At 49.1% G+C, this 21628-nt stretch carries 20 protein-coding genes and 1 tRNA gene; 10 read left to right on the top strand and 11 right to left on the bottom strand.

What is annotated here, in order from left to right:
- Positions 1-10: 10 nt before the first annotated feature.
- The 3 genes from AC2UZI_RS03275 to AC2UZI_RS03285 all read right to left on the bottom strand — a co-directional run bounded on the left by AC2UZI_RS03275 (position 11) and on the right by AC2UZI_RS03285 (position 2959).
- On the bottom strand, positions 11-754 hold the full coding sequence (locus AC2UZI_RS03275) for an enoyl-CoA hydratase/isomerase family protein (protein WP_486942396.1): 744 nt from the start codon (positions 752-754) through the stop codon (positions 11-13).
- Between the two features lie 9 nt (positions 755-763).
- The gene (locus tag AC2UZI_RS03280) at positions 764-1741 is read right to left on the bottom strand and encodes an NAD(P)H-dependent flavin oxidoreductase (RefSeq protein WP_486942397.1); all 978 of its coding nucleotides are present in this window, start codon (positions 1739-1741) and stop codon (positions 764-766) included.
- 300 nt (positions 1742-2041) lie between these two features.
- The gene (locus AC2UZI_RS03285; RefSeq protein WP_486942398.1) at positions 2042-2959 is read right to left on the bottom strand and encodes a c-type cytochrome; all 918 of its coding nucleotides are present in this window, start codon (positions 2957-2959) and stop codon (positions 2042-2044) included.
- A 243-nt stretch (positions 2960-3202) separates the two neighbouring features.
- Between AC2UZI_RS03285 and AC2UZI_RS03290 the strand changes: the two genes are divergently transcribed.
- Positions 3203-3277: transfer RNA gene (locus tag AC2UZI_RS03290), tRNA-Arg, on the top strand.
- 57 nt (positions 3278-3334) lie between these two features.
- On the opposite strand, the gene AC2UZI_RS03295 is transcribed toward AC2UZI_RS03290, so the two are convergent.
- Both AC2UZI_RS03295 and gshA read right to left on the bottom strand, forming a co-directional pair.
- Complete coding sequence (locus AC2UZI_RS03295; protein WP_486942399.1) at positions 3335-4168, bottom strand: class I SAM-dependent methyltransferase; 834 nt, start codon at positions 4166-4168, stop codon at positions 3335-3337.
- Between the two features lie 121 nt (positions 4169-4289).
- Complete coding sequence (gene gshA / locus AC2UZI_RS03300) at positions 4290-5849, bottom strand: glutamate--cysteine ligase (protein WP_486942400.1); 1560 nt, start codon at positions 5847-5849, stop codon at positions 4290-4292.
- Between the two features lie 142 nt (positions 5850-5991).
- Between gshA and AC2UZI_RS03305 the strand changes: the two genes are divergently transcribed.
- Positions 5992-6477, top strand: coding sequence for a hypothetical protein (locus tag AC2UZI_RS03305; RefSeq protein ID WP_486942401.1), 486 nt, complete (start codon positions 5992-5994; stop codon positions 6475-6477).
- Positions 6478-6489: 12 nt separating this feature from the next.
- On the opposite strand, the gene AC2UZI_RS03310 is transcribed toward AC2UZI_RS03305, so the two are convergent.
- Complete coding sequence (locus AC2UZI_RS03310) at positions 6490-6699, bottom strand: helix-turn-helix transcriptional regulator (protein WP_486942402.1); 210 nt, start codon at positions 6697-6699, stop codon at positions 6490-6492.
- A 318-nt stretch (positions 6700-7017) separates the two neighbouring features.
- On the opposite strand from AC2UZI_RS03310, the gene metX reads away from it, so the two are divergent.
- The 4 genes from metX to AC2UZI_RS03330 are packed head-to-tail and all read left to right on the top strand — an operon-like array spanning position 7018 to position 10762.
- A complete protein-coding gene (metX, locus tag AC2UZI_RS03315) occupies positions 7018-8256 on the top strand; it encodes a homoserine O-succinyltransferase MetX (RefSeq protein ID WP_486942403.1) in 1239 nt (412 codons plus the stop codon).
- Complete coding sequence (gene metW / locus AC2UZI_RS03320; RefSeq protein WP_486943702.1) at positions 8256-8879, top strand: methionine biosynthesis protein MetW; 624 nt, start codon at positions 8256-8258, stop codon at positions 8877-8879. Before metX ends, metW begins: the two co-directional genes overlap by 1 nt.
- Before the next feature lie 22 nt (positions 8880-8901).
- Positions 8902-10131, top strand: a complete 1230-nt coding sequence (locus AC2UZI_RS03325; protein ID WP_486942404.1) for a muropeptide transporter — start codon at positions 8902-8904, stop codon at positions 10129-10131.
- Between the two features lie 13 nt (positions 10132-10144).
- A complete protein-coding gene (locus AC2UZI_RS03330; protein ID WP_486942405.1) occupies positions 10145-10762 on the top strand; it encodes a trimeric intracellular cation channel family protein in 618 nt (205 codons plus the stop codon).
- 22 nt (positions 10763-10784) lie between these two features.
- On the opposite strand, the gene AC2UZI_RS03335 is transcribed toward AC2UZI_RS03330, so the two are convergent.
- From AC2UZI_RS03335 to eco, 3 genes are all read right to left on the bottom strand, one after another.
- Complete coding sequence (locus tag AC2UZI_RS03335) at positions 10785-11519, bottom strand: LrgB family protein (protein WP_486942406.1); 735 nt, start codon at positions 11517-11519, stop codon at positions 10785-10787.
- Entirely contained in the window at positions 11516-11872 is a 357-nt protein-coding gene (locus tag AC2UZI_RS03340; RefSeq protein WP_486942407.1) for a CidA/LrgA family protein, read from the bottom strand. Before AC2UZI_RS03340 ends, AC2UZI_RS03335 begins: the two co-directional genes overlap by 4 nt.
- A 96-nt stretch (positions 11873-11968) precedes the next feature.
- Complete coding sequence (eco, locus tag AC2UZI_RS03345; RefSeq protein WP_486942408.1) at positions 11969-12571, bottom strand: serine protease inhibitor ecotin; 603 nt, start codon at positions 12569-12571, stop codon at positions 11969-11971.
- A gap of 136 nt (positions 12572-12707) precedes the next feature.
- Here eco and AC2UZI_RS03350 point away from each other — a divergent pair, with 136 nt between their 5' ends.
- Positions 12708-13574, top strand: a complete 867-nt coding sequence (locus AC2UZI_RS03350) for a DUF4922 domain-containing protein (RefSeq protein WP_486942409.1) — start codon at positions 12708-12710, stop codon at positions 13572-13574.
- Between the two features lie 8 nt (positions 13575-13582).
- On the opposite strand, the gene AC2UZI_RS03355 is transcribed toward AC2UZI_RS03350, so the two are convergent.
- Positions 13583-15790, bottom strand: a complete 2208-nt coding sequence (locus tag AC2UZI_RS03355; RefSeq protein WP_486942410.1) for a diguanylate cyclase domain-containing protein — start codon at positions 15788-15790, stop codon at positions 13583-13585.
- An 81-nt stretch (positions 15791-15871) separates the two neighbouring features.
- Positions 15872-17110: an O-antigen ligase family protein gene (locus AC2UZI_RS03360; protein WP_486942411.1), complete on the bottom strand. Its 1239-nt coding sequence runs from the start codon at positions 17108-17110 to the stop codon at positions 15872-15874.
- Between the two features lie 772 nt (positions 17111-17882).
- On the opposite strand from AC2UZI_RS03360, the gene AC2UZI_RS03365 reads away from it, so the two are divergent.
- From AC2UZI_RS03365 to AC2UZI_RS03375, 3 genes are all read left to right on the top strand, one after another.
- Positions 17883-19556 carry a sodium:solute symporter family protein gene (locus tag AC2UZI_RS03365; RefSeq protein ID WP_486942412.1) on the top strand — a complete coding sequence of 558 codons (1674 nt, stop codon included), beginning with the start codon at positions 17883-17885 and terminating at the stop codon, positions 19554-19556.
- A gap of 30 nt (positions 19557-19586) precedes the next feature.
- The gene (locus AC2UZI_RS03370; RefSeq protein WP_486942413.1) at positions 19587-19712 is read left to right on the top strand and encodes a putative transporter small subunit; all 126 of its coding nucleotides are present in this window, start codon (positions 19587-19589) and stop codon (positions 19710-19712) included.
- 322 nt (positions 19713-20034) lie between these two features.
- Entirely contained in the window at positions 20035-21621 is a 1587-nt protein-coding gene (locus AC2UZI_RS03375; protein ID WP_486942414.1) for an ABC transporter substrate-binding protein, read from the top strand.
- Positions 21622-21628 lie beyond the last annotated feature (7 nt).

Raw genomic sequence — 21628 nt, forward strand, 5'->3', positions numbered from 1 at the left:
GTGATTCCGTTCAAGGTTCTTTAGAAGAGAGAAGAGCTTGAATGGCTTCTAGCGTGTCAGCGTTACGCAAGCGCTGTTTGAAAATCTCGATTTCGTCGTCCACAGCCTTTAGTTGGTTTTCTCGCTGGTGGGTTGCCATTAAACGCTTACTGTCACGCAGGGAGCCTTGCGGTTTCTGTGCCAACGACGTAGCGCGTCGACGGGCCTGTTCTAAGGGTGTAGTAAATGGATCACTGATAGCTGTTATGAGGCCGGCCTCTAGCGCTTGTTCTGCGTTAAAGGGCTCCGCATCTAAGAGCCAGCGAGCCGCTTTCTTATGACCAACAATTTGTGCAAACAACAGGCTTGAAGCCCCTTCGGGGCAGACGCCGAGTTTGGTAAAAGGCAGTGAGAACTGCGTATCAGACTTGGCATAAACAAAATCACAATGTTGCAGCAGGGTGACGCCTACACCGACCACATTGCCTTGTATCGCTGCAATGATGGGTAGGTCTGCCGTAATCAGGCTTTTTAGAAAATCAGCGGCGGCGATGGGGGTATCGGCGGTAGCGTTCACAAGCTCTGAAAGGTCATTTCCCGCACAAAAATGGGGGCCCGCCCCGTGGATAATAAGCGCCGTGACAGACGGATCGTTATGGGCCGCCCGAAGTTGTGCGCTTAAGTCACGGTACATCTCGATGTTAATGGCGTTCATGCATGAGGGGCGGTTTAACTGCAGTTCAACCCAATGAGTATGGCGTTCGATTTCAATCATGACGACCCCTTAGCGGTTAGCAAGGTAATTGGCTTGTAGTTCGAGATAGGCGTTGTGATACTGCAAGATCAATTCCTCACAAATACGTTCTGCCGTTTGTATGTTGTGTATGCTGCTGACCCCTTGTCCTGCTCCCCATATGTCTCGCCACGCTTTAGCGTCTGAGCTTGCTGAACCGAATGCGGTTTCTTGTGCATCGGGTAAATGGTCGGGGTCTAATCCCGCGTCAACAATGCTTTGCCTTAAGTAGTTACCGGGGATGCCCGTAAAGTAGGGGGTGTAAACAATATCGGCCGCTGAGGCGTTAACGAGCGCTTTTTTATACTCGGTGGAAGCATTGGCTTCGATGCTCGCGATGAATCGAGTGCCAATATAGGCAAAATCGGCGCCCATGGCTTGGGCTGCTAAGATGTCCGCTCCTCGGCTAATGGCCCCCGCTAAAACAATAGGCCCATCGAAAATGGCTCGTACTTCGGCGAGAAGTGGGAAGGGGCTTAACACGCCCGCATGCCCTCCTGCACCAGCAGCAACCACAATCAGGCCATCGACCCCTGCTTGAATGGCACGTTGAGCGTGACGTAAGGTGGTCACATCATGGAAAACCTTGCCGCCCCAGTTATGAACTTGGGGCACAATTGTGTCGGGGGCTCTAAGGCTGGTGATAATCAGAGGAACCTTATGTTCCGCACAAACGGCCATGTCGTCGGCCAGCCTGTCGTTTGACTGGTGAATAATATGATTGATGGCATAGGGTGCGGGCGGCGCTTCAGGGTGTGCTTTACCATGGGCGGCTAAGTGCTGATTGATTTGTGTTAACCAGTCGCTGAGCTTGCGTTGAGGCCTAGCATTGAGGGCTGGCATCGAACCGATAATGCCATGTTTGCATTGAGCAATAACGAGTTCTGGCGTGGAAACAATAAACATCGGCGCCGCAAAAGCAGGAAGGCGTAATTGGGCTTTAAGCGTCTGCGTTAATGGTGAAGTCATCGTCTTTAACTCCAGATAAAAGAGGCGTTATCTAACGGCTAGTTGGCTACGCCGTATGGTGCAGTTCCTTTAAACAATAACGTTAAGCTCCTCGTGGCTAACGTAAAGCAGAAACGTCGTTTTGCCTAGTCTTGTTAATCCTTCTATGTAGACGAATAAAACTGTGGGCGTGTGGGCGGTCGATACCTCCTTCTAAATAAAAAAGCTCCTGACACATCAGAGGTGATGTGTCAGGAGCTTTTTAGAAGCTACAGAGTGACTGTGAGTAGAAAAGGTTTCTACGTTATAAGCACACGGTCATTATTGAGCGTCTTGGATCATGTATTCAATGGCAGCACGCAGTTCATCGTCGGATGCCTGTGATCCACCACGAGGAGGCATGGCGCCCGAGCCGTGAATGGCTTTTTGAAGCATGGTGTCCATACCTGTTTCAACAAAAGGGGCCCAAGCGGCTTTGTCACCCGTTTTAGGAGCACCAGCGATGCCTGTTGTGTGGCAAGTAAAGCAAACGGTTTCGTAAAGCTGCTTACCGGCTGGGTCGATGGTAGCGGCTGTTTCGACTGGGGCCTCGGCTTCTTCTTGGGCTGGAGCTGCCTCAGTTGTGTCGGCTTCAGTCGCCGGCTCTTCTGCAGGAGCTGCGGGGGCCGCCGCCTCTGCAGGAGCAGCGGCTTCGCCGTCTTCAGCACCTTCTGGGGCGGCTGGTTCGTCGAATGAGCCACCGCCTTCGTTAGCCATATAGGCAACGGCGCGGGCCACTTCAATATCGCTTAACGAGGCATTGCCGCCTTTAGCTGGCATAGCACCCTTACCTTCGAGCGCGATTTTAAGCATAGCGTCAAAGCCGGTTTGAATGAGAGGGCCCCAAGCCGCGCTATCGCCAAGCTTAGGAGCGCCGGCTACGCCTGCGGCGTGACAGGTTGCACAGGTTTGCTCGTAGACCTCTATACCGGTTTTAAGCGTTTGGTTTCCGTCGCCGGTATCCGTCGCTAAAGCAAAACTGGCAACAGGCTGAAGACGTGTGGCAATCGCTTCGTCGGTTAACGCATCGGAACCAGCGCCGGTTTTCATGCTTGTCGACACTAAGTTCACGAGCATCACAATAATAGCGATGGGCACAATAAAGGCGAGAATGACAGCCAGCAACAATTGTTGTGGCGATTTAATAGCACCTTGTTGACCGTCGCTATTTTGATCTACTTGGTTTTCCGTATTGCTCATAGTCGGATCCTGCAAATTCGTACTGAGAAAGGCTGGTAACCCGGCTAGAGGGCTAAGCCAAAAATAGGTATTGTTGTGTATTATTAACCGCTTACCTTCTGATTGAGGTAACTAAATACAAGTTTCAACGCATAATTATAGCGGACTGTACACGACTTGTAAGACGCATCGTTATTTCTGTCTGCCTTGTTGTTCAAAAACATTTCGGCAAAATATTTTAAAACAGTTAAAATGGCGATCTTCGCGCCCGTAGTTCAATGGATAGAATAAGAGTCTCCGAAGCTCTCGATACAGGTTCGATTCCTGTCGGGCGCGCCAAAAATTCAATGGTTTACCGGTCTGCCCTTATTGGTTAGACCGCTTTACTTCATATATTCAGGGTTCGTCTGCACCTAACTTAGAGGCGCTCCATGCGTCGCCACGTGACGTTTCTCCTTGCATGATGTCATCTTTCACGTGCCCTGTGTACTCGATTCCATCGGCTTCAAAGTTAATGGCGCTGCCTCGTAATTGCGCCTGATTAAGTGCCGTGGTTTGTCCGTCCAGATCAAGGCTACCCTCAAGCATCTGAAAGTGTTGGGTTAGGGCTAGGGTGGCACCACTGTCTAGCTTCCAAGTGCCTTCGGCTTTGGCGGGCACAATCCACTTATAACCGCGACAATAGCTACTACAGTCGGGGTCTTCGATGTATATCGTCTCGTCGGCTTTCCAGTCGTCCATGTCAAAGGTGTTGGACATGACACGTGTGCCGGGTTGCATTTCTAATAAGGTGGGGCGTAGCTTGAGATTGAGGTGAGGAAGCAAGAATAACGAAACCACGGTGGCATCGGAAAAGTCAGACTCAAAAATATCGCCCTCAACAAAAGTAGCTTCATCGGCTAAGCCTTCTGCTTTCGCGGCTTGTTGAGAAATGACCACCATATCGGGGTTGTACTCAATGCCGTGAGCCTTAGCGCCGCGCTTAGCTGCTGCAATAACCGTACGACCATCGCCCGAGCCTAAGTCAACGAGGTAATCCTTTTTGTTAAGCTCTACCATGTCTAGCATGGCATCGACCAGCGATTGCGACGTGGGCACCCACACCACATCTTTACCTGATTGCCCAACCTCTGGCACAAAGTTAAGTGTCGTGGAGGCGTACGACTGGCCACTGACGAGCAGCGCTGTTGCGGCCATTGCGGTAAATAACGTGTTACGTATAGTGCGCATGCAGTGATCTCCCCGTGGTAATAAATTAACGTTGGTTATCGCTAACGCCTAGCCCCTTTGTCTTGAGTTTCCTCAAGTACGTGGGCTGGCGTATTTGTACGGCAAGGTACGACTTAAACTACTATAAAATTGACTCAAAATGCTTCAGAAACGCTTCGAAGCTAGTGTGATCGTTCGCCTCAAGCGCGGCTTGCGCGGCGATAGATTCAGATGCTGCACGACTATAGCGTTCGAATTGGTCTGGGTTAAAAGGAAAGGTCTTGAGTTTTAGCGTATTTTCTTGGCTTTGGCGTAAGCTAAATTCATTGAAGCTTAAACCCGATGACTGTAGATCGTTTAATAAGCGTGCCGAAGGGGTAAGCTCAGGGTCTTTAACCTTGGCAACTTGTGCTGCCAATGCGTCAGAGTGCAGCGAGTGACCATAGTGCTGATCAAAGAGTTCGGCATAGGTTTGCATACAGCCAAGGCTATCCATGGCCCAATCGTGCAAGCTAACCTCGTCTTTATTTGGGTTGCGCAACAGTAAGCCCGGTTTGCGGCCTTCGGTAACGACCTTAGCGAAGTTATGTTTACTGTCTTGGCAAAAGCCGTTATCAGGAAAGAAAGCACTGTGCTCTACGGCGCAAAACAACAGAAAGGTATCGAGAAACCTACAGGTCTCGGCGCTAATGCCTACGGGTGCATAGGGGTCGATATCCATGCAACGCACTTCTACGTACTCGACTCCTCGGTTTTCAAGTGCTGAAGCAGGGCGTTCGCCTTCGATGGTGGTTCGTTTAGGACGAATATTAGAGTAGTACTCGTTCTCGATTTGCAGGATATTGTTGTTGAGTTGTATCCATTCACCATTGCGATGCGTCCCAATTTTCTCGTAATCGGGCCAAGGCGTGGTGGCCGCGTGACGCATGCGCATCAGTAGGGTGTCGAGGTCGTTGTAGCAAAGTTGCAGCTCGGCCTGCGCTTCTTTGTTTTGATAGCCTAGGTCACTCATGCGTAAACTGGTAGCCCATGGCATGGCATAGGTATCTTCAGCGATTTTTTCTAGCGTTAACGTATGGCCGTTTAAAAAGCCGCCTGAAACCGCTGGTGAGGCACCAAATAAATACATCAACAGCCAAGAGTATCGGGTGAAGTTACGGATCAGTGCTAAGTACCCTTCGGACCGTTGTTCTTGAATATCGCGTCCACCGATGGCCAGCAAAGGCCAAATATCATCAGGCAGTGAAAAATTATAATGAACACCTGCAATACATTGCATGCGCTTACCATAACGTTCTGCGAGGCCACGTCGATAAATGTGCTTTAGCATTCCCGTGTTCGATGTGCCGTACCAACCAATTTCGATGTCTGCCTCGTCCGGTAAATGGGCTGGCATGGATTGGTTCCAAATAATTTCGCCATTCATCGCACGCGAGGTAAAACAGTGCAGGTCGCACAATTCGGCCATCAGGTCGTCAACACTGCTATGGGGGTCGGTAATCAGCTCAAGTAGCGCTTCAGCATAATCCGTTGTGATATGACTGTTAGTTAAGGCCGAGCCGAGAGAGATAGGGTGGGCAGTTTTCACGAGGTGCCCTTGGGCGTCGACACGTAGGCCTTCTTTTTCGATTCCACGTTGTAGGGAACCAAGTAGGGCCACATTATCGCGTAGTGCACTAATGCGGTTATGGCTGGATATCATTATCGAGGTTTCACTTTCTTTTTAATGTGGCGAGATCTTGAGATTCGTCTAGTTTAGTGCTCTGATAATCTTAAAGCTAATGAATATAGAACGAGAGTCCACTTAGTTGTTGTATGCAAGAACGAAAACCTGAGGACGAGACATGCGTAGATTGGGAATTGTGATTGGCTTGGCGCTTGTATTAACAGGCTGCTCGCCTGACTATAACTGGCGTACCGTAAGCATGGCTGATGGTGCCATAGAGCAGATTTTTCCAGCCTCACCACAACAAGAGCGTGTCCCGGTGGGGGGAGCTGAAGACTCGCTTGAATACCATGTGGCGACAGCGAAGGTTGATGATGCGTTGTTTATGGCAACGTGGATTCCTGCGCTTTCAGGACAGACGATGCAAGCGTTGTATGAAAAAACGGTAGATGGAATATTGGCGCGGGCGGGAGAGTCAGCGTCGTCGCTACCGACAGAAGGTGAGCAATTTACCGTACAAACTCAAGGTGCTCGTCAGTTTGTGCGCACCGATTTAAGGGTCGTGACTTATGGAACGGGGCTGTTGCAGCTAAGTGTCAGTGCCCCCTCAGGGACTGAATTTCCTGAAGGGGCCGCTAACGAGTTTTTAAGTTACCCGAAATAAGTCACGTTTTCGTCAATGTTTGGTGGGATACTCTAGATGTGCCTTATAGGCGAAAAAAAAGGCCGCCTGACGATTAGTCACCTTGTATTTGCGTGAAACACTCGCAAGGTAATAGTTAACGGTATGGGTGGAAATGTTCAAAATGCTCGCAATCTGCTTAGTGGACTTGCCCGCTCCCACCCAGTAAATGCAATCAAATTCGCGTCGAGTTAGTTTTATCATATAAATGCCTCGTTTTTAATGAAGTGAAACTATAGCCGCGATTTCGGTGGTTTAAGACACATGTAGACATATTTAGTAATATATAGACTGATATGGGTCATCACGATTTAGGCATTGGTAGCACCGCGAAATTACGTTAAATGGAGGCTTCACAATACGAAGCAATAGAAAGCCATGGGTGATGTAGCGTTCGCTTTGAGCTGACAAGGAAGGTGGGGTGTGCAAGGCAGATTCAAATGCTAAACTAGCTTATTCGATTTGCGCCGATTTGCCTGATCCGCTTGCGGGCGCCCCATAAATCCAGCTAAAGAGGTCCCTATGGGTACTAATTCTCTAGACGCCGTTAATTCGGCTGCTTCTTCAGTTAACACCACAATTCCCGAAGATTCGGTTGGGCTGGTTACGCCAGAACTTATCGCTTTCGACGAACCTTTGCATCTGTCCAGCGGGCAAGTTTTACCTCATTACGAACTGTGTGTTGAGACCTACGGAAGCTTAAACCCCGAGCGTACCAACGCCATTCTGGTGTGCCATGCGCTAAATGCTTCGCACCACGTTGCGGGCATCAACGCTAACAATCCCAAAGATATTGGTTGGTGGGACAACATGGTCGGCCCCGGTAAGCCGGTGGATACTGATCGCTTCTTTGTGATTGGCGTGAACAATCTTGGTTCCTGTTTTGGTTCTACAGGGCCAGCAAGCATTAACCGTGAAACAGGAAAGCCGTGGGGCGCCGATTTCCCCATGCTGACTGTTGAAGACTGGGTGAATGCCCAAGCTAGGCTGGCAGATTATTTTGGTATAGCCAAGTTTGCGGCAGTGATGGGCGGTTCGCTTGGGGGGATGCAGGCCTTAAGTTGGGCGATTACGCTGCCTGATCGTGTTGAGAACTGTGTCGTCATTGCCAGTACGCCTAAACTCAGTGCGCAAAATATCGCCTTTAACGAGGTGGCGCGTAGAGCCATCATTAGCGACCCCGAGTTCCATAACGGTGATTACTACGCCTTCAATACGGTGCCTCGTAGTGGTCTGGGTGTGGCGCGTATGGTTGGGCATATTACTTACCTTTCTGATACGGTGATGGCTGAGAAGTTTGGACGGGCACAACGTGCCCCTGAGAACGGGGCCGACTATCGCTACGGTTATGACGTAGAGTTCGAGGTTGAGTCGTATCTGCGCTATCAAGGCGAGAAATTTTCCACGTATTTTGACGCAAACACCTATTTATTGATTACCCGCACGCTCGATTATTTTGATCCGTCCCGCGGTCACGATGGTGATCTGGCTAAAGCGCTTGAGCATGTTACGGCTAAATTTTTAGTGGTTTCTTTCTCCACCGATTGGCGTTTTTCGCCGGCCCAATCCCGTGAAATGGTCAAAGCCATCTTAAAGAATGGGGGGGCGGTAACGTATGCCGAGGTTGATGCCCCACATGGCCATGACGCTTTCTTGCTTGATGACGAGCGTTATCATGCCGTCGTGCAAGGTTATTACGATCAAATTGCCATGTCCAAGGGGCTGGGTGCCCGAGGCCAAGAGAGCGGGGTGCTAGCATGATGAATAAGGCTTTTGAAGCACAAGTGACACTGCGTAATCGTCCCGACTTAGAGCGTATTGCACACTGGATTAGCCCCGAGTCACGAGTGCTCGATTTAGGCTGCGCCGATGGAAAGTTGCTATCGTATCTGCGTGAGACGAAAAAGGTGTCTGGCGTAGGCGTTGAGTTGAATTCAGCGGCTGTGGTAGAGAGCGTCAAGCGAGGGGTGCAAGTCATACAGCAAGACTTGGAAGAAGGGCTTGCCTTGTTCAGTGATCAGCAGTTTGAGACGGTTGTGTTGTCAAAAACCTTGCAGTCTATGTTGAATACCGAGCATATTCTGCGTGAAATGGCGCGTGTAGCGCGTTTTGGTATTGTGTCATTTCCTAACTTTGGACATTGGTCTCATGGTCTGTCTATTTTGGCGGGCCGTATGCCGGTGTCACGGGAAATGCCTTATCAATGGTACGACACACCCAATATCCACTTATGCACGTTTAAAGATTTTGAAGATTTAGCGCGCTCTTTAGGCTTACGCATTACGGATCGAGCCGGTTTCGCCGGTTCAACCGAGGTCAAGATACTCCCCAGTTTACGTAGCACTCTAGCGCTCTACCGCTTCGAGTCGTCTCATTTTTCTTAATTTTTAAGCGGCCCATTCCATCGTGTCATTTGTTTATGCAAGCCCACGAGTGTTTCCTTTGTTGGTATTGGGCTTTGCCAGTGGGCTTCCCTTAGCGTTGACCAGTGGCACGCTTCAAGCTTGGGCAACCGTAGAACAAGTTAGCTTAGAGCAAATTGGTTTTTTAACCTTAGTGGGTTCTGCTTATACCCTTAAGTTTTTATGGGCTCCCTTTCTTGACCGTTATGCCTTCCCCTTTTTAGGGAGGCGGCGTGGGTGGATGTTTGTCTCGCAGGTGTTGCTGGCGATGATGATTGCAGGAATGGGGTTGTTCTCTCCGGGTGGCAACTTAGGCTTAATTGCTGGCTTGGCCGTGTTGGTCGCCTTCATGTCGGCCACACAAGATATTGCGTTTGATGCCTACAGCACGGACGTGTTGCGTAGTGACGAACGCGCTGCGGGGGCGGCCCTCAAGGTGTTGGGCTATCGGCTAGCCATGATCGTATCCGGAGGCTTGTCGTTGGTGATCGCCGATCAGTGGTTAGGTTGGAACAATACCTACATGCTGATGGGGGCTTTTATGGGGGTCTGCGCGTTTGCCACGCTATTAGCCCCAGAACCTGAGGTCGTCAGTGCGGCGCCGCGTAGCCTGAAAGAAGCGGTGGTTGAGCCGCTGCGCGAGTTCTTCCTACGGCCCGAGGCCATCACCATCTTATTATTGATCGTACTGTATAAGTTAGGCGATGCTTTTGCGGGGGCGCTGTCTACTACGTTTCTAATTCGTGGGGCAGGCTTCAGCGTAAGTGAGGTGGGTTCGGTCAATAAAATCTTCGGATTGGCCGCCACCATTGTCGGAGCGCTGGTGGGCGGCTCGTTAATGACGAAGCTGGGCTTATACCGATCCTTAATGCTTTTTGGCATTATGCAGGCCATTTCTAATTTTGGTTATTGGCTCTTAGCGATTAGCGCTTCTAATATTTGGTTAATGACCAGTGTGGTAGCCGTAGAGAATTTATGCGGTGGATTGGGCACGGCTGCATTCGTTGCCTTATTGATGGCGCTGTGTAAACAGCAGTTCTCGGCAACGCAATTCGCCTTACTCTCGGCATTGTCAGCGGTAGGTCGCACCTATTTGGCAGGCCCATTGACGCCATTGCTGGTGAATGCCTACGGATGGCCGACATTTTTTATTCTGACGGTATTGATAGCGATACCAGGTATAGTCTTGCTTTGGTGGCGACGCCGTGATGTTATTGCTTTAGATCAACAATAATAAGGCTTCTTCTATGTTGCTATTGGTTTTGTATCTCATTGCCATTACAGCTGAAGCAATGACGGCGGCGTTAGCCGCAGGTCGTCGAGATATGGACTGGGTCGGGGTCTGTATTATTGCTTGCGTCACTGCCCTAGGTGGGGGTTCAGTGCGCGATGTGCTGTTGGGCCATTATCCCCTGACTTGGGTGAAGCATCCTGAATACCTTTGGATGACCGTAGGCGCCGCCATTATCACCGCCATCGCGGCACCCATGATGCGCAAACTGCATGCCTTATTTCTAACGTTGGACGCGTTAGGGTTGGTGGTGTTTACGGTGATCGGTTGTCAGATCGCGTTAGAAATGGAGTTGCCGCTTACCATCGTCTTATTAAGCGGAATGATTACCGGCTGCGCAGGTGGGGTATTACGCGATATTTTATGTAATGACATCCCACTACTTCTGCGCAAAGAAATGTATGCCAGTGTATCGCTGGCGACCGGTGGCTTATATTTAATTGCAGAGAGTTATCAGCTCAGCCCCATGGTGTCGATGTTGGTGCCCATGGGGCTGGGCTTAACGTTTAGGCTTTTAGCCTTACGCTTTAATTGGCAGATGCCGCGCTTTGTGTACCGCGACGATTGGCACTAGTTTTAGCCTAAGCTCAGGGGGATCACAGTATGTTCATGGCCCGTAATGTGGCCATGGTGATAGGCATGAGAATAGCGGTGGTAACGCCGGTTAAGCCCATTCCCAGTGCGGCGAAGGCCCCGGCCGTTTCATGAATATGTAGCGATCGAGCGGTGCCAATGGCGTGTGCGGATAGGCCCATGGAAAAACCACGAGCAATCGGGTGGTTCACGCCTAGCAGACGTAAAATTGGCCCTGCCATAATGGTTCCTACGATACCTGTGATCGCTACGGAAACAGCAGAAAGTGACGGCTGTCCGCCAAAGTGATCCACCAACGCCATAGCGATAGGCATGGTCGCGGTTTTGGGTATAAGCGAAATAATCATCTCGCTAGAACCCCCAAGCGCCCAGGCGATCAACGCCGTCGAGAACATGGCAACGACGGTACCAATCAGCAACGCAGCAAGTATGGGCTTCCAGTGCTCTTTAAGCTTACGAGTTTGGCTGTATAAGGGAATGGCCAACGCTACCGTCGCAGGCCCCACTAAGAAGTGAATAAACTGTGCCCCTTCGAAGTAGGTTTCGTAGGGCGTATCGGTCGCTAATAAAATCAGGACGATGACGGATACCGCTGTTAACACAGGCAGTAGAAACGGGTTAGAGCCCGCCGCACGGTAAACGTGTAGGGCAAGGGCGTACACGCACAACGTGACACTTAGCCAAAGCAGGGGTGATTCTGACAAAAACACCCAAATTCTGAAGAAGTTCTCGCTCATTCTTGTTCCTCAGAGTCAGCATGGCGTAATAGCCATTTTAGAGCGAGCGCCGTAGCAATTAACGTAATAGCCGTTGCCACCACACTGGTGATCACAAACGCCTCCCATTCGTCGGCAACACGATCAAAATACAGCATCACACCTGCGACGGCAGGGATGAACAATAGCATTAAATGTTGAAGCAAACCGTTAGCGGTACGTTCAAGGTTTTCTGGTACCCCACCGCGCAACAATAAGGCGACGAATAAGAGCAACATGCCGGCAAGAGGCCCAGGTAACGGTACATTAAGAGCTTGAACCGTGATTTCTCCCAGTAGCTGGAAGACAAACAAGGTAGAAATGGCGATGATCATTGTGAATGAGGGGTGTTAAACACGATGAGAGAAACAATAAAAAAACGCTCCGCCACGATGAGTTATCGGGGCGGAGAGTCGATAAGATAACGGGTGTTATGAGGGTTGAGCGTTGATTACAGGCGTGGCGACCCACGTGCGCCAACGTAGTTCTACGCCATCAGGTAAGTACACTACGACCGGCATGCGACTGTTGTAATGCAGTAAAGAGCCTAAACTAATGACGGGTACAAACTGTTTGCGTTTACTGTCGTCGGGGCAAGCCATTAACGTAGAAACTGGGCCGTTGATTTCTGGAAGTAAGTAATAGTTATACCCCCAGCCATCTAGGGTTTTTTCTTCAAGTTGACCGCTAAAATGAGTGCTGTTGCAATCGACATCAATGACTTTCCCTGGTAACAACTCGATGCGCAAATCGTTTTCGAAGTTGCCAATAGGAAGACGAATAACGTGACGTGTGAAACCCGACTCGGCCGCAGGGAAAGCGTCTAAAGGGTCACTAATACTGGAAACGGTTTCTACGGGTGTGGTGGGGGCATTGGGTGTGGCTTCTTCAGATTGGGCCGTTACACTTAAACCAAGCATTAGTAGCGTAAAAGAGCCCAACACAATGCCACGCCTTAGTCCGTTTTTTATACCACCTATTTGGTCGTTGGCACTGGCCGTCCCATGGGGGTAGCGTGAAAAGAGACTAGGCATATGCAATTCCTTGGGTGCTTTAAGAGGTTCGATATGGTTTTTGCTTATGTTCGACATGCAGTCTATTCCATAGCGGCGTAAAAAGTAAGCACTACAATAGGCTCATCAATAACCAAAGCAACGATGGAGACTAAACATGGCATCAGCTTGGCTACGTACTGTTAGTGCTAAACGCGAAGAAGCGCTAGCACAGAATGAGATTCAACTCATCCACACAGAACAAGTTGTCATCATGCAAGGCGACCTACCTTTTGTTGTTCGGTGGTTGGCATCCGAGCAACCTGAGTATAAAGCGTTGTTTTCAGGTACGCCGGCACTTGCTGCGACGAACCCTTTCTTACCGCCATCCTCCGAGTTATTAGTCGGTAAAATAGGCGATTATCATCATTTGGTGCTAAATAAATACCCCGTTTGTGAAAACCATTTGGTGCTGGCGCGTACCGAGGCCGCTCAGCAACTTGAGCCCCTAGAGTATCAAGACTTTTTTGCGCTCGCTGTCATTATTAGTGAAGAGGGTGGACTGGGCTTTTACAATGGCGGTCCGTTGGCTGGGGCAAGCCAAAGTCATAAGCATCTGCAATGGATACCTCAGGCGGAAGGCAATGCGTCATTACTTTATGTGAATCATTGTCTAACACTAGAGTCCGACGAACATAGCTTTCATCGCATCCCTCATTTTACGATGCCACACCTTGCCGTCAGATTATCGCCTAGCGATGATGCAGATGAGTATGCACGTAGCCTATTTGTGGCCTACCAACTGGCGTGTGCAAAGCTGAAACAGCAACTTGATGAAAAAGGCTTAATGCCTGCCGTTAATATTTTGATGGATAAAAATTGGTTGCTGATGGTGCCACGAAGTGTGCAGCATTTTGAAAAAGTGGCGATTAATGCGTTGTCATTTGGTGGGGTTTTGTATGTGAATGATAAGCAGCATGTCGAAACGATTCGTAAGCATGGACCTTTGGCCGTGTTGGCGGCAGTTTGCTTATCAGGAAGTTAAACCACCATCTACGTTTTTGCGGGGGCGGGGTCTTGTTCAGGAGTGGGGTAAAAGCGATAGGCGTTCTTACCCGATTGCTTGGCACAATACATAGCCCTGTCAGAAAGCTGCAGCAGTAGCTCAGGTGAGTCAGCGTGAATGGGATAAAAACTGACACCAATGCTGGCAGAGATGTTGATTACGTGCCCATCGTGGCTAACCATGGGCATGGCGATGCAGTGCAATAAACGCTCAAGCATGGGCTTACATTCGTCAGGCTCGCTTAATTCATTTAATAGTAGAACGAGCTCATCGCCGCCCAATCTGGCGATGGTGTCTGTTTTTCGAAGCTCGTTTATTAACCGAGCGGCAACGCTTTGCAATACCTGATCGCCGACATCGTGGCCGTAAAGGTCGTTAACGGCTTTAAAGCCGTCCAGATCAATGTAGCAGACGGCTAAGGTGTTTAATTTGCGATCAGCATTCGACATGGCTTGACGTAGGCGGTCGGCAAAGAGGTGTCGGTTAGGAAGCTGGGTCAGGGGGTCAAAGTGGGCCAGTTTTTCTAAATGGGCTTCTCGATTTTTAAAATCACTCACATCGGTGCCCACCACAATGTAGCGTAGTGTGACGGCCTTACTGTTTTGTATGGCGATAATGGAAAGCTGCAAGGGATAAAGGGTTTGATTCTGAGCCAGCATATTAACTTCGCCCTGCCACACTCCTTCCGTTTGGATTTTTTGCCACAGCGCCTGTCGCTGTAAAGTGGTAGCGATGTCTTCTGGCACCAACTGTGCAATGGGACGTCCCAGTAACTGCGGACGTTGATATCCGCTTAATCGCATGGCCGCTGGGTTAGCATCAATAATGGTATGGCGCGTGTCGAGAATAAAAATGCTGTCGTAACTGTGCTGGAACACACTTGCTGCCATGCTTAATTCCAGCTCGGTTTGTTTGAGTTGTGTGATGTCAGTTTGTATGCCATCGTAAAGCGTATCGCCATTGGGTAGACGTATCGGGTTGGCGTCAATGCGTATCCATCGCTCTTCATTATTGATGGTTAGCCGCGTGTCCACATGCATCGGTTGTAGCCAGGCACGAGCTACCGCTGCTATCCGTGTAATTTCTGCTCGGTCATCGGGGTGCCATTTATCGCTAAGGCAATTGGCGTCTTGATATACGTGTGATGCGTCCAGATCATAAATTTCACAAAGCCGGGGGCTAACGTACTCATAACTCAGGACGCCTTTTGCGGTATGGCGCAAGGTGAATACCCCTGCAGGGATCCGGCGAACCAAGTCGTCATAGCGCTCTTTAGCACGACGAATTTGGTTCTTGGTGCGAATGCTACGTTGTTGTGTGCCGACAATGAGGGTTGAAACACTCAGGCTTAAAACCAGACAGCTGTACAGGATGCTTTGCTGCGGCGACGAGGGCGACCGGTTAAATAGCCAGACGGCGGTTAATGCACTAAAGCACAGTAATAGTAAGCTAAGGCAGCTGAGCGCTAGGCTGTGCCTAAGCGCAATAAAGCTTAATAATGGAAAAAATATAAATAGTGCGGGATGCACGCCTTGCAGGGGGTAAGCAAAGGCAAAGAATGCACTGATCAGTAATAAACTGGTGCACAGTAAATATTCGCCCCCATATTCGGCAGGCTGGATAGGGTAATGCACTAGGGACAGAATCAATGGGATAAGTAGAAGTTTCTCTACGCTTCCCGTGGTCCATAGGCTTAGCCAAATCACCGGCAAATGAACGAGGCTTTGGGTGTCTATCGCCAGCATCATCAGGGTCTGATAAGTGGCGGATAGGGGCTGGATGATCACAAGCAAGGTGAACAGTAAGGCGGCTAGGTCATGAAGCCGCAACAGTTTTGGGTTAAAGCGTAAGTATTGCAGTATCCAATAGCTTGCCGCGACTTCTAGTACAAGGCCACCGCTAAGCCCGGCGACTAACGCTAAGCTTAAACCTGTAACGGAGGACAGTAGAATTTGTGCAAGCAGGGCGGACATCCATAAAGCAGGACGAAAACCTATCATGCTTGCGATGATTAGCCCCGATGGTAGCGCCAAGGTTAAGCCCGAAAAATAACCGTAACCTTGATTAACCAGTTTCCACCATGCCCAACCCAATATGGCTTGGATAATCGCGAAGCCAACCAGCAGCAGTACGTTGGATAATGCTGACGCTAAGAGACCAGAAGCGTTGTTCCCTTGTGTGTTGGGCAAAGGCATGACGGTACCTTTCAGTGATCAAAGAGTGTTGGTAAGTGCTTCCGTGTAAGTTGAGGGTGAAAGAAGAGGACGTTTGTCTAATTAGGGTTGGTTACGATAGCAACCCCAAAGGACAATCAACCAGAATGCGTAAACCATCGAACCACTATTATGGGTGAAAAACGCTTGCGATAACCCAAAGTCAATGTATGACACCGCTAATAATGTGCCTGCAGTGGCTAACGAGCGCTTGGATAAAGAGCGAGCCGTTAAGCTAGAAGCAAAAAGCCGAATGGGTACTAGGTACAACGCCAACAAGGCCAGTAGGCCAATTGTGCCGTACTTTGCAGCGGAGTTGAGCACTTCATTATGGGGGTGGGTGAACGAGCCCGTGACAGGATGAGCTTTGCCTTGCTCGACCAGTTTTACCATACTGTCTTGATATTGGTGGTGTCCCCAACCGACGATCGGTTTCTCGGCATAGAGTCTGGCGGCACCTTTCCACATTTCAAATCGGGCACCGACGGAAGTGTTGCTGTTGCCGTTGAAGTAATGCTCTACATCACTAAATGCCGCTTTGACGCGTTGTTGTACTCCGGTTTGCGGTAAGTTGAACACGCCTGCTAAGGCTACGCCGATGCAAAGGGCGGCAATGATTTTCGTGCGTAATGAAAGAAAGTCGTGATAGCTTCTGTACAAAACCAAAATCACGAGGGGTAGGCCTACCCAACCACCGCGACTACCCGAAAATACAGAGCCCGCAATGCCGGATAGGGCGCCGATGGCCAATAATAAGACCCATCTTTTACGATTCTTTTGAGCGCATGCCCAGCCGATGCCCGCTAAACATAAGAAGCCCATCAGCATGGAAATGTTACCGAACTGAATCACATGAGTATGACCTTCAGCCCTAGCAACGGATAAGAAGAGCTTTTGGTATCCGGCCCAGGTGCCCGCAAACAAAGACCCCAGCGCTAAACCCGTCCAGAGCCAGCTTAGGCGCGCTGGATAGCGAAGAATAAGCGGTAAAGCAAAACAGGCAAGAATAAAACGAATGGGTTTATCGTAAGCACTGCTGCTGACGCCCCGAAAGAAGGCGTCTGCGATGCCGACAGCACCAAAAAAAACCAAGGTGCCAATAACAAGCCAATCTTGCTTGCTGAGGCATAGGGGGCGTGCAGTGATGACGGTGTAAAGACCACCGATAAGAAGTAGTGCTGCGCCGACCGAATATCCGGAAGTTACGATAAGTGCTATCGAGCCTAGCAAAAACACCGCTATGCTTGTGTAAAGTGAGTGCTCTTGGTTTTCGGAAAAAAGGGAAGGCGGGGTGGTGCGCATGCTCAACCTATAACAATACAAATAAAATAGATGGCTAGACAGTACAACGCGACAAGGTAGACGACAGCGTTTCTGTTAGAAATTGAATGTAATTTTATATGACATTTGGTTTCTAAAGTAGATCCTGTTTTTACGCGTGTTTAAGGGCTTGGCGTTTCTCGAACGACAGTGTGATGTGTTTTAAAAGATACAACTTTGGCTATGCTTTTTATTTAATAACGTTATTTAAAATGAAGTTGTTCCGTTTTATGACGAGCTAACGTGTTTTAACGCTGTTTTTATTATTGATTAATTCAATAAAAACAAGGGCTGTAGCTATTGTTCCTTAATTTCGCTACAATAGCGTTCAGGTTTGAGCAAGGCTTTTGTTTAAACCTGTGCATTTCTCTGTGGTTGTAGGTCGTTTATTAACGATATATACAGCTTGCAGTGCCTTTCGGCTACTGATCAGTAGCCCGACTTTAAGTAGTCGACACACCCATGCCCGTCCTGAAAAGGTTGGGAACAACTTAGCTACCTGTTAGGTAGTCAGCATTTAGGCCTGTTGCGGCCAACTTACGCTAACCGCTTCAGTGCTACAGGCATCATTGTTCATGTCTCTGGCATTGCTCTTTATTGGGCTGGTCTTCGCATATGTTAATTTCGCGGTTATGGGTGTTGCGGCATGCAATGGGGTTACTGCCGCCCATCACTTTTTGTGGAAACGGCCAGATTCAATAGGCTTAACAATGAATAATGCCAGCCTATAGAGTAAACAAGGAATTAACAAAGCATGCAAGAAACAGCGTTTTTTCAGCTTTCTACGTCGTCCGCGATCCTGTTGTTATTAGGGTTTTACGTGGCGACGTTTCTGTTGTCACTTTTGATCAGCAGAAAAAATGAAAACGTAGACGGGTACATGGTGTCTAACAGTGCCGTGGGTTTTGGTTTATCAGCGGCCAGTATGATTGCCACCTGGATTTGGGCGGCCTCCTTTTACGCTAGCGCAACCTCTGGTTATACCTATGGTTTGTCGGGACCCATACATTACGGGTTCTGGGGGGCATTGATGATTTTGTTCATCTATCCTTTCGGGCGTCGTTTTAGAGCTCTGGCACCTGAAGCCCATACGCTTGCCGAAGTCATGCACGCTCGTCACGGCAGTTCAAGTCAAATGATTATGGCGGTATCCAACATTGTGGGTAGCTGCATTAGTTTGATGGTTAACTTTACCGCGGCGGGGGCATTGGTATCGGTATTGAGCCCCTTAACGTTTATTCAAGGGGTTCTCATTGCCGGCCTCGGCGTTCTTTCTTATACGTTATGGTCGGGTTTTAGAGCTTCTGTACTGACTGACTTTGCACAGTTAGTCGCTATGATTTTATCGGCTGTGGTCATTATTCCGCTCATTTTCTTTAATGCAGGCGGGCCAGATTTAATTGCTGATAATATGTGGCGCCTTTCAGATGAGCAGGCGAACTTCTTCTCGACTACCGCGATTCTTCACCAAGGTGCTCCTTATTTTGTAGCGGTACTTGCGTATGCGATTGGTAATCAAACCATCGCTCAGCGTTTGTTTGCCGTACGCGAAGATTTAATTAAATCTACGTTCTTAACGGCGACTATCGGTTATGGCGCCGTCGTGATTGGTTTAGGGATGCTGGGTTTATTAGCACTATTTGCTGGTATACAGCCAGCCGGTGGTGATATGAATAATATCATTCCCCAAATGGCTTCGGCCTATTTACCCCCCTTGGGTATTGCCTTATTCTTTATATTAGTCGTGGGTTCGTTATCTTCTACAGCTGACGCAGACTTATGTGCGTTGTCCGCTATTGTGATGACTGACGTGTATGGTAAGAATATTGCAAAGGGTAGACCTAATCCTAAGCGTATGTTGTGGTGGGGGCGCTGCACGATGATCGTGGCCACAATGATAGGGGTTATTTTTGCCAGCTTGCGCTTAGATATTCTTGTGATGCTCGTTTTTGTAGGGGCACTATGGGGTGCCATCGTGTTCCCTGTGATTGTAAGCTGCTACTGGGACCGAGTATCTAATACGGCATTTACCAGCGCAGTGGTTGCAGCCGTTACGTTGTTTACCATTGTTCGTTTTGAACTAATACCGATGGTTGGTTTGATTGCTAACTTCTTCGAATTGATGTCTGGTATTGGTGGTGGCGTGGTTGCCGGCTTGATGATGTTTGCGTTTTTTGGTCGAAACTTTGCATTACTTGTGGGTACCGCCGTGGCGATCGTGTTGTCGTACTACTTTGTTGGTTTCTTACGCGATTACACCGTATTACTCGGTTCGTTAACCGCTTATGGCACAAGTGCTGTGGTTTGCACATTGTTAACGTTGCGTAGCACAGAGCGTTTTGATTTCAGCCTTATTGCTAAGCGCGTTACTGCATTCCATTACGAGCAAGAAGTGATGTTGCAGGCACAGAGTGAGCCTAAAGCCTAAGCGACTAGGCAACAACACAAAGGAACAACTATGAATTGGTTAGTGTTTTATATATTGGTTTGGCCTGTTATCTCGGCCGGTATTTTAGCGGTGTTAATCGTGGCATTAATACGCGATTTTCGAGCTGCCAAAAAAGGTGGTCATGAAATGATCTAAATCATTTCCGGATAACACCGCCATTATTTTTTGATGGTTAATAGAAAGCCACGCAATATATTATTGCGTGGCTTTTTCGTTTTTTAAGTACGAAAGTTTTTTATTACGTTTCCATGATTGGTGTTAGTGTGATGGCATTGTTTGGTTGCGTCTCTAAGTGGTTGATTTTCAATGCGTATTAGCAATAACCCTTTTGTGGGGAAAACACTGATCTAAATAACGGCCTTCGATGGCTAAACTGAGTGAGCTCTTAATTCGTTCCATCGTAAGCCGCTATTAGGTCTTTCTGTATTTTGAATCGAAGCGTATCGGAGATATCCCTATGATAAAAAGCCTTAAGGGTAAGTTTTTGTTGAGCGCTGTAGCGTTAAGTGTGCTAAGTAGTGTGGGGCTAGTGCAAGCGCAGGATCTCGTGATTGCCTTACGTGCGGAACCGTCAGCGATGGACCCGCAATTTCATTCGTTAACGCCTAATACTCAGATATCAGAGACCATTTTTGATCCTTTGGTACGCACCGATAAAATGGCACAGCCTGTGCCTTCCTTGGCCGAGTCATGGGAAGTGGATGGCGATGTTTGGACGTTCCATTTGCGTAAAGGCATTAGCTTTACAGACGGAAGCCCTTTTACGGCTCATGATGTGGTGTTCACTTACGAGCGCGTGCCGAAGGTACCTAATAGCCCTTCCTCGTATGCGCTGTATCTCAGCACCATTGATAAGTTGGAAGTGGTGGATGATCACACCTTAAAAATACACACGAAGGGGCCATCCCCTGTGTTGCTACCTAACTTGTCCATGGTTCCTATTATGTCGAGCAAAGCCGCGGCCGGTGATGCTCCTGAGGGAAAGACCACCGTTGAGTTAAATCGTGGTGAAGGTCTCATCGGAACGGGGCCCTATAAATTTGTGTCTTGGCGTCGAGGCGCTGAGATCGTGCTCGAACGCAACGACGATTATTGGGGAGAAAAGCCCGCGTGGGAACGTGTGGTGTATCGTCCCATTAGTAATCCTGCCGCACGCGTAGCGGCATTGCTAGCAGGCGATGTGGACGTTATCGAGGACCCACCCACTGACGACTTAGAGCGCTTAAAAGGCGATGACAAGCTGTATGTTCAAGAGACTCCTTCTTTGCGGGTGATTTATATCGCGTTAAATCAGGGGGAAGAGCCGCCTGCTGGGATGACGGGTACGGAGGGAAAAAATCCACTGACGGATATACGCGTGCGAGAGGCGCTGTCGCTGGCTATTGACCGTGAAGCCATTGTTGAGCGGATTATGGGTGGCTCAGCGGCTGCGGCGGCTAACTTACTGGCGTATCCCGGCTTTGGGGCATCAGAAAAACTCAAAGACCCAGCCAAACCTGATCCCGAGCGGGCTAAAGAACTCTTAGCAGAGGCAGGCTACCCTAACGGCTTCTCTTTGACATTGGGATCTCCGGCGGGCCGTTACACCAATGACCAACGTATTGCCCAAACTGTAGCAGCCATGTGGGCGAGAGTGGGGGTGAAGGCTGAAGTGGAAACATCGGCACCACCCGTGTTTTTCAAACAGCGCGACCAGTATGCCTTTAGTTCGTATTTGGCTGGGTGGGCGGTAAGTTCAGGCGAAATGATCAATCCGTTAAAGTCATTGGTCATGAGTAAATCGGCTGCAGATGGCTATGGAACAACGAACTGGAGCCATTACTCAAATAAAGCACTGGATGACATGATCATCGAGGCGTCCTCTACGCTGGATGAGCAGAAGCGCGCACAGATACTCGAGAAAGCCGGTGAAACCGTGATTAACGACTACGGAATTTTGCCGCTGCAGTTCGAGCTTTCGGTCTGGGCAATGAAGAAAGGCATTCATTACGAAGGCCGTGCTGATCAATTTACCTTAGCCCAAGACTTTAAACCTGCTCCTTAAGTAGCGG

It is taken from the genome of Paenalcaligenes sp. DL 463, from assembly GCF_057475185.1.

Coding starts and splice junctions, on each gene's coding strand:
- AC2UZI_RS03275 (WP_486942396.1), bottom strand. CDS start 754: ATGATTGAAATCGAACGCCATACTCATTGGGTTGAACTGCAGTTAAAC.
- AC2UZI_RS03280 (WP_486942397.1), bottom strand. CDS start 1,741: ATGACTTCACCATTAACGCAGACGCTTAAAGCCCAATTACGCCTTCCT.
- AC2UZI_RS03285 (WP_486942398.1), bottom strand. CDS start 2,959: ATGAGCAATACGGAAAACCAAGTAGATCAAAATAGCGACGGTCAACAA.
- AC2UZI_RS03295 (WP_486942399.1), bottom strand. CDS start 4,168: ATGCGCACTATACGTAACACGTTATTTACCGCAATGGCCGCAACAGCG.
- gshA (WP_486942400.1), bottom strand. CDS start 5,849: ATGATATCCAGCCATAACCGCATTAGTGCACTACGCGATAATGTGGCC.
- AC2UZI_RS03305 (WP_486942401.1), top strand. CDS start 5,992: ATGCGTAGATTGGGAATTGTGATTGGCTTGGCGCTTGTATTAACAGGC.
- AC2UZI_RS03310 (WP_486942402.1), bottom strand. CDS start 6,699: ATGATAAAACTAACTCGACGCGAATTTGATTGCATTTACTGGGTGGGA.
- metX (WP_486942403.1), top strand. CDS start 7,018: ATGGGTACTAATTCTCTAGACGCCGTTAATTCGGCTGCTTCTTCAGTT.
- metW (WP_486943702.1), top strand. CDS start 8,256: ATGAATAAGGCTTTTGAAGCACAAGTGACACTGCGTAATCGTCCCGAC.
- AC2UZI_RS03330 (WP_486942405.1), top strand. CDS start 10,145: ATGTTGCTATTGGTTTTGTATCTCATTGCCATTACAGCTGAAGCAATG.
- AC2UZI_RS03335 (WP_486942406.1), bottom strand. CDS start 11,519: ATGAGCGAGAACTTCTTCAGAATTTGGGTGTTTTTGTCAGAATCACCC.
- AC2UZI_RS03340 (WP_486942407.1), bottom strand. CDS start 11,872: ATGATCATCGCCATTTCTACCTTGTTTGTCTTCCAGCTACTGGGAGAA.
- eco (WP_486942408.1), bottom strand. CDS start 12,571: ATGCCTAGTCTCTTTTCACGCTACCCCCATGGGACGGCCAGTGCCAAC.
- AC2UZI_RS03350 (WP_486942409.1), top strand. CDS start 12,708: ATGGCATCAGCTTGGCTACGTACTGTTAGTGCTAAACGCGAAGAAGCG.
- AC2UZI_RS03355 (WP_486942410.1), bottom strand. CDS start 15,790: ATGCCTTTGCCCAACACACAAGGGAACAACGCTTCTGGTCTCTTAGCG.
- AC2UZI_RS03360 (WP_486942411.1), bottom strand. CDS start 17,110: ATGCGCACCACCCCGCCTTCCCTTTTTTCCGAAAACCAAGAGCACTCA.
- AC2UZI_RS03365 (WP_486942412.1), top strand. CDS start 17,883: ATGCAAGAAACAGCGTTTTTTCAGCTTTCTACGTCGTCCGCGATCCTG.
- AC2UZI_RS03370 (WP_486942413.1), top strand. CDS start 19,587: ATGAATTGGTTAGTGTTTTATATATTGGTTTGGCCTGTTATCTCGGCC.
- AC2UZI_RS03375 (WP_486942414.1), top strand. CDS start 20,035: ATGATAAAAAGCCTTAAGGGTAAGTTTTTGTTGAGCGCTGTAGCGTTA.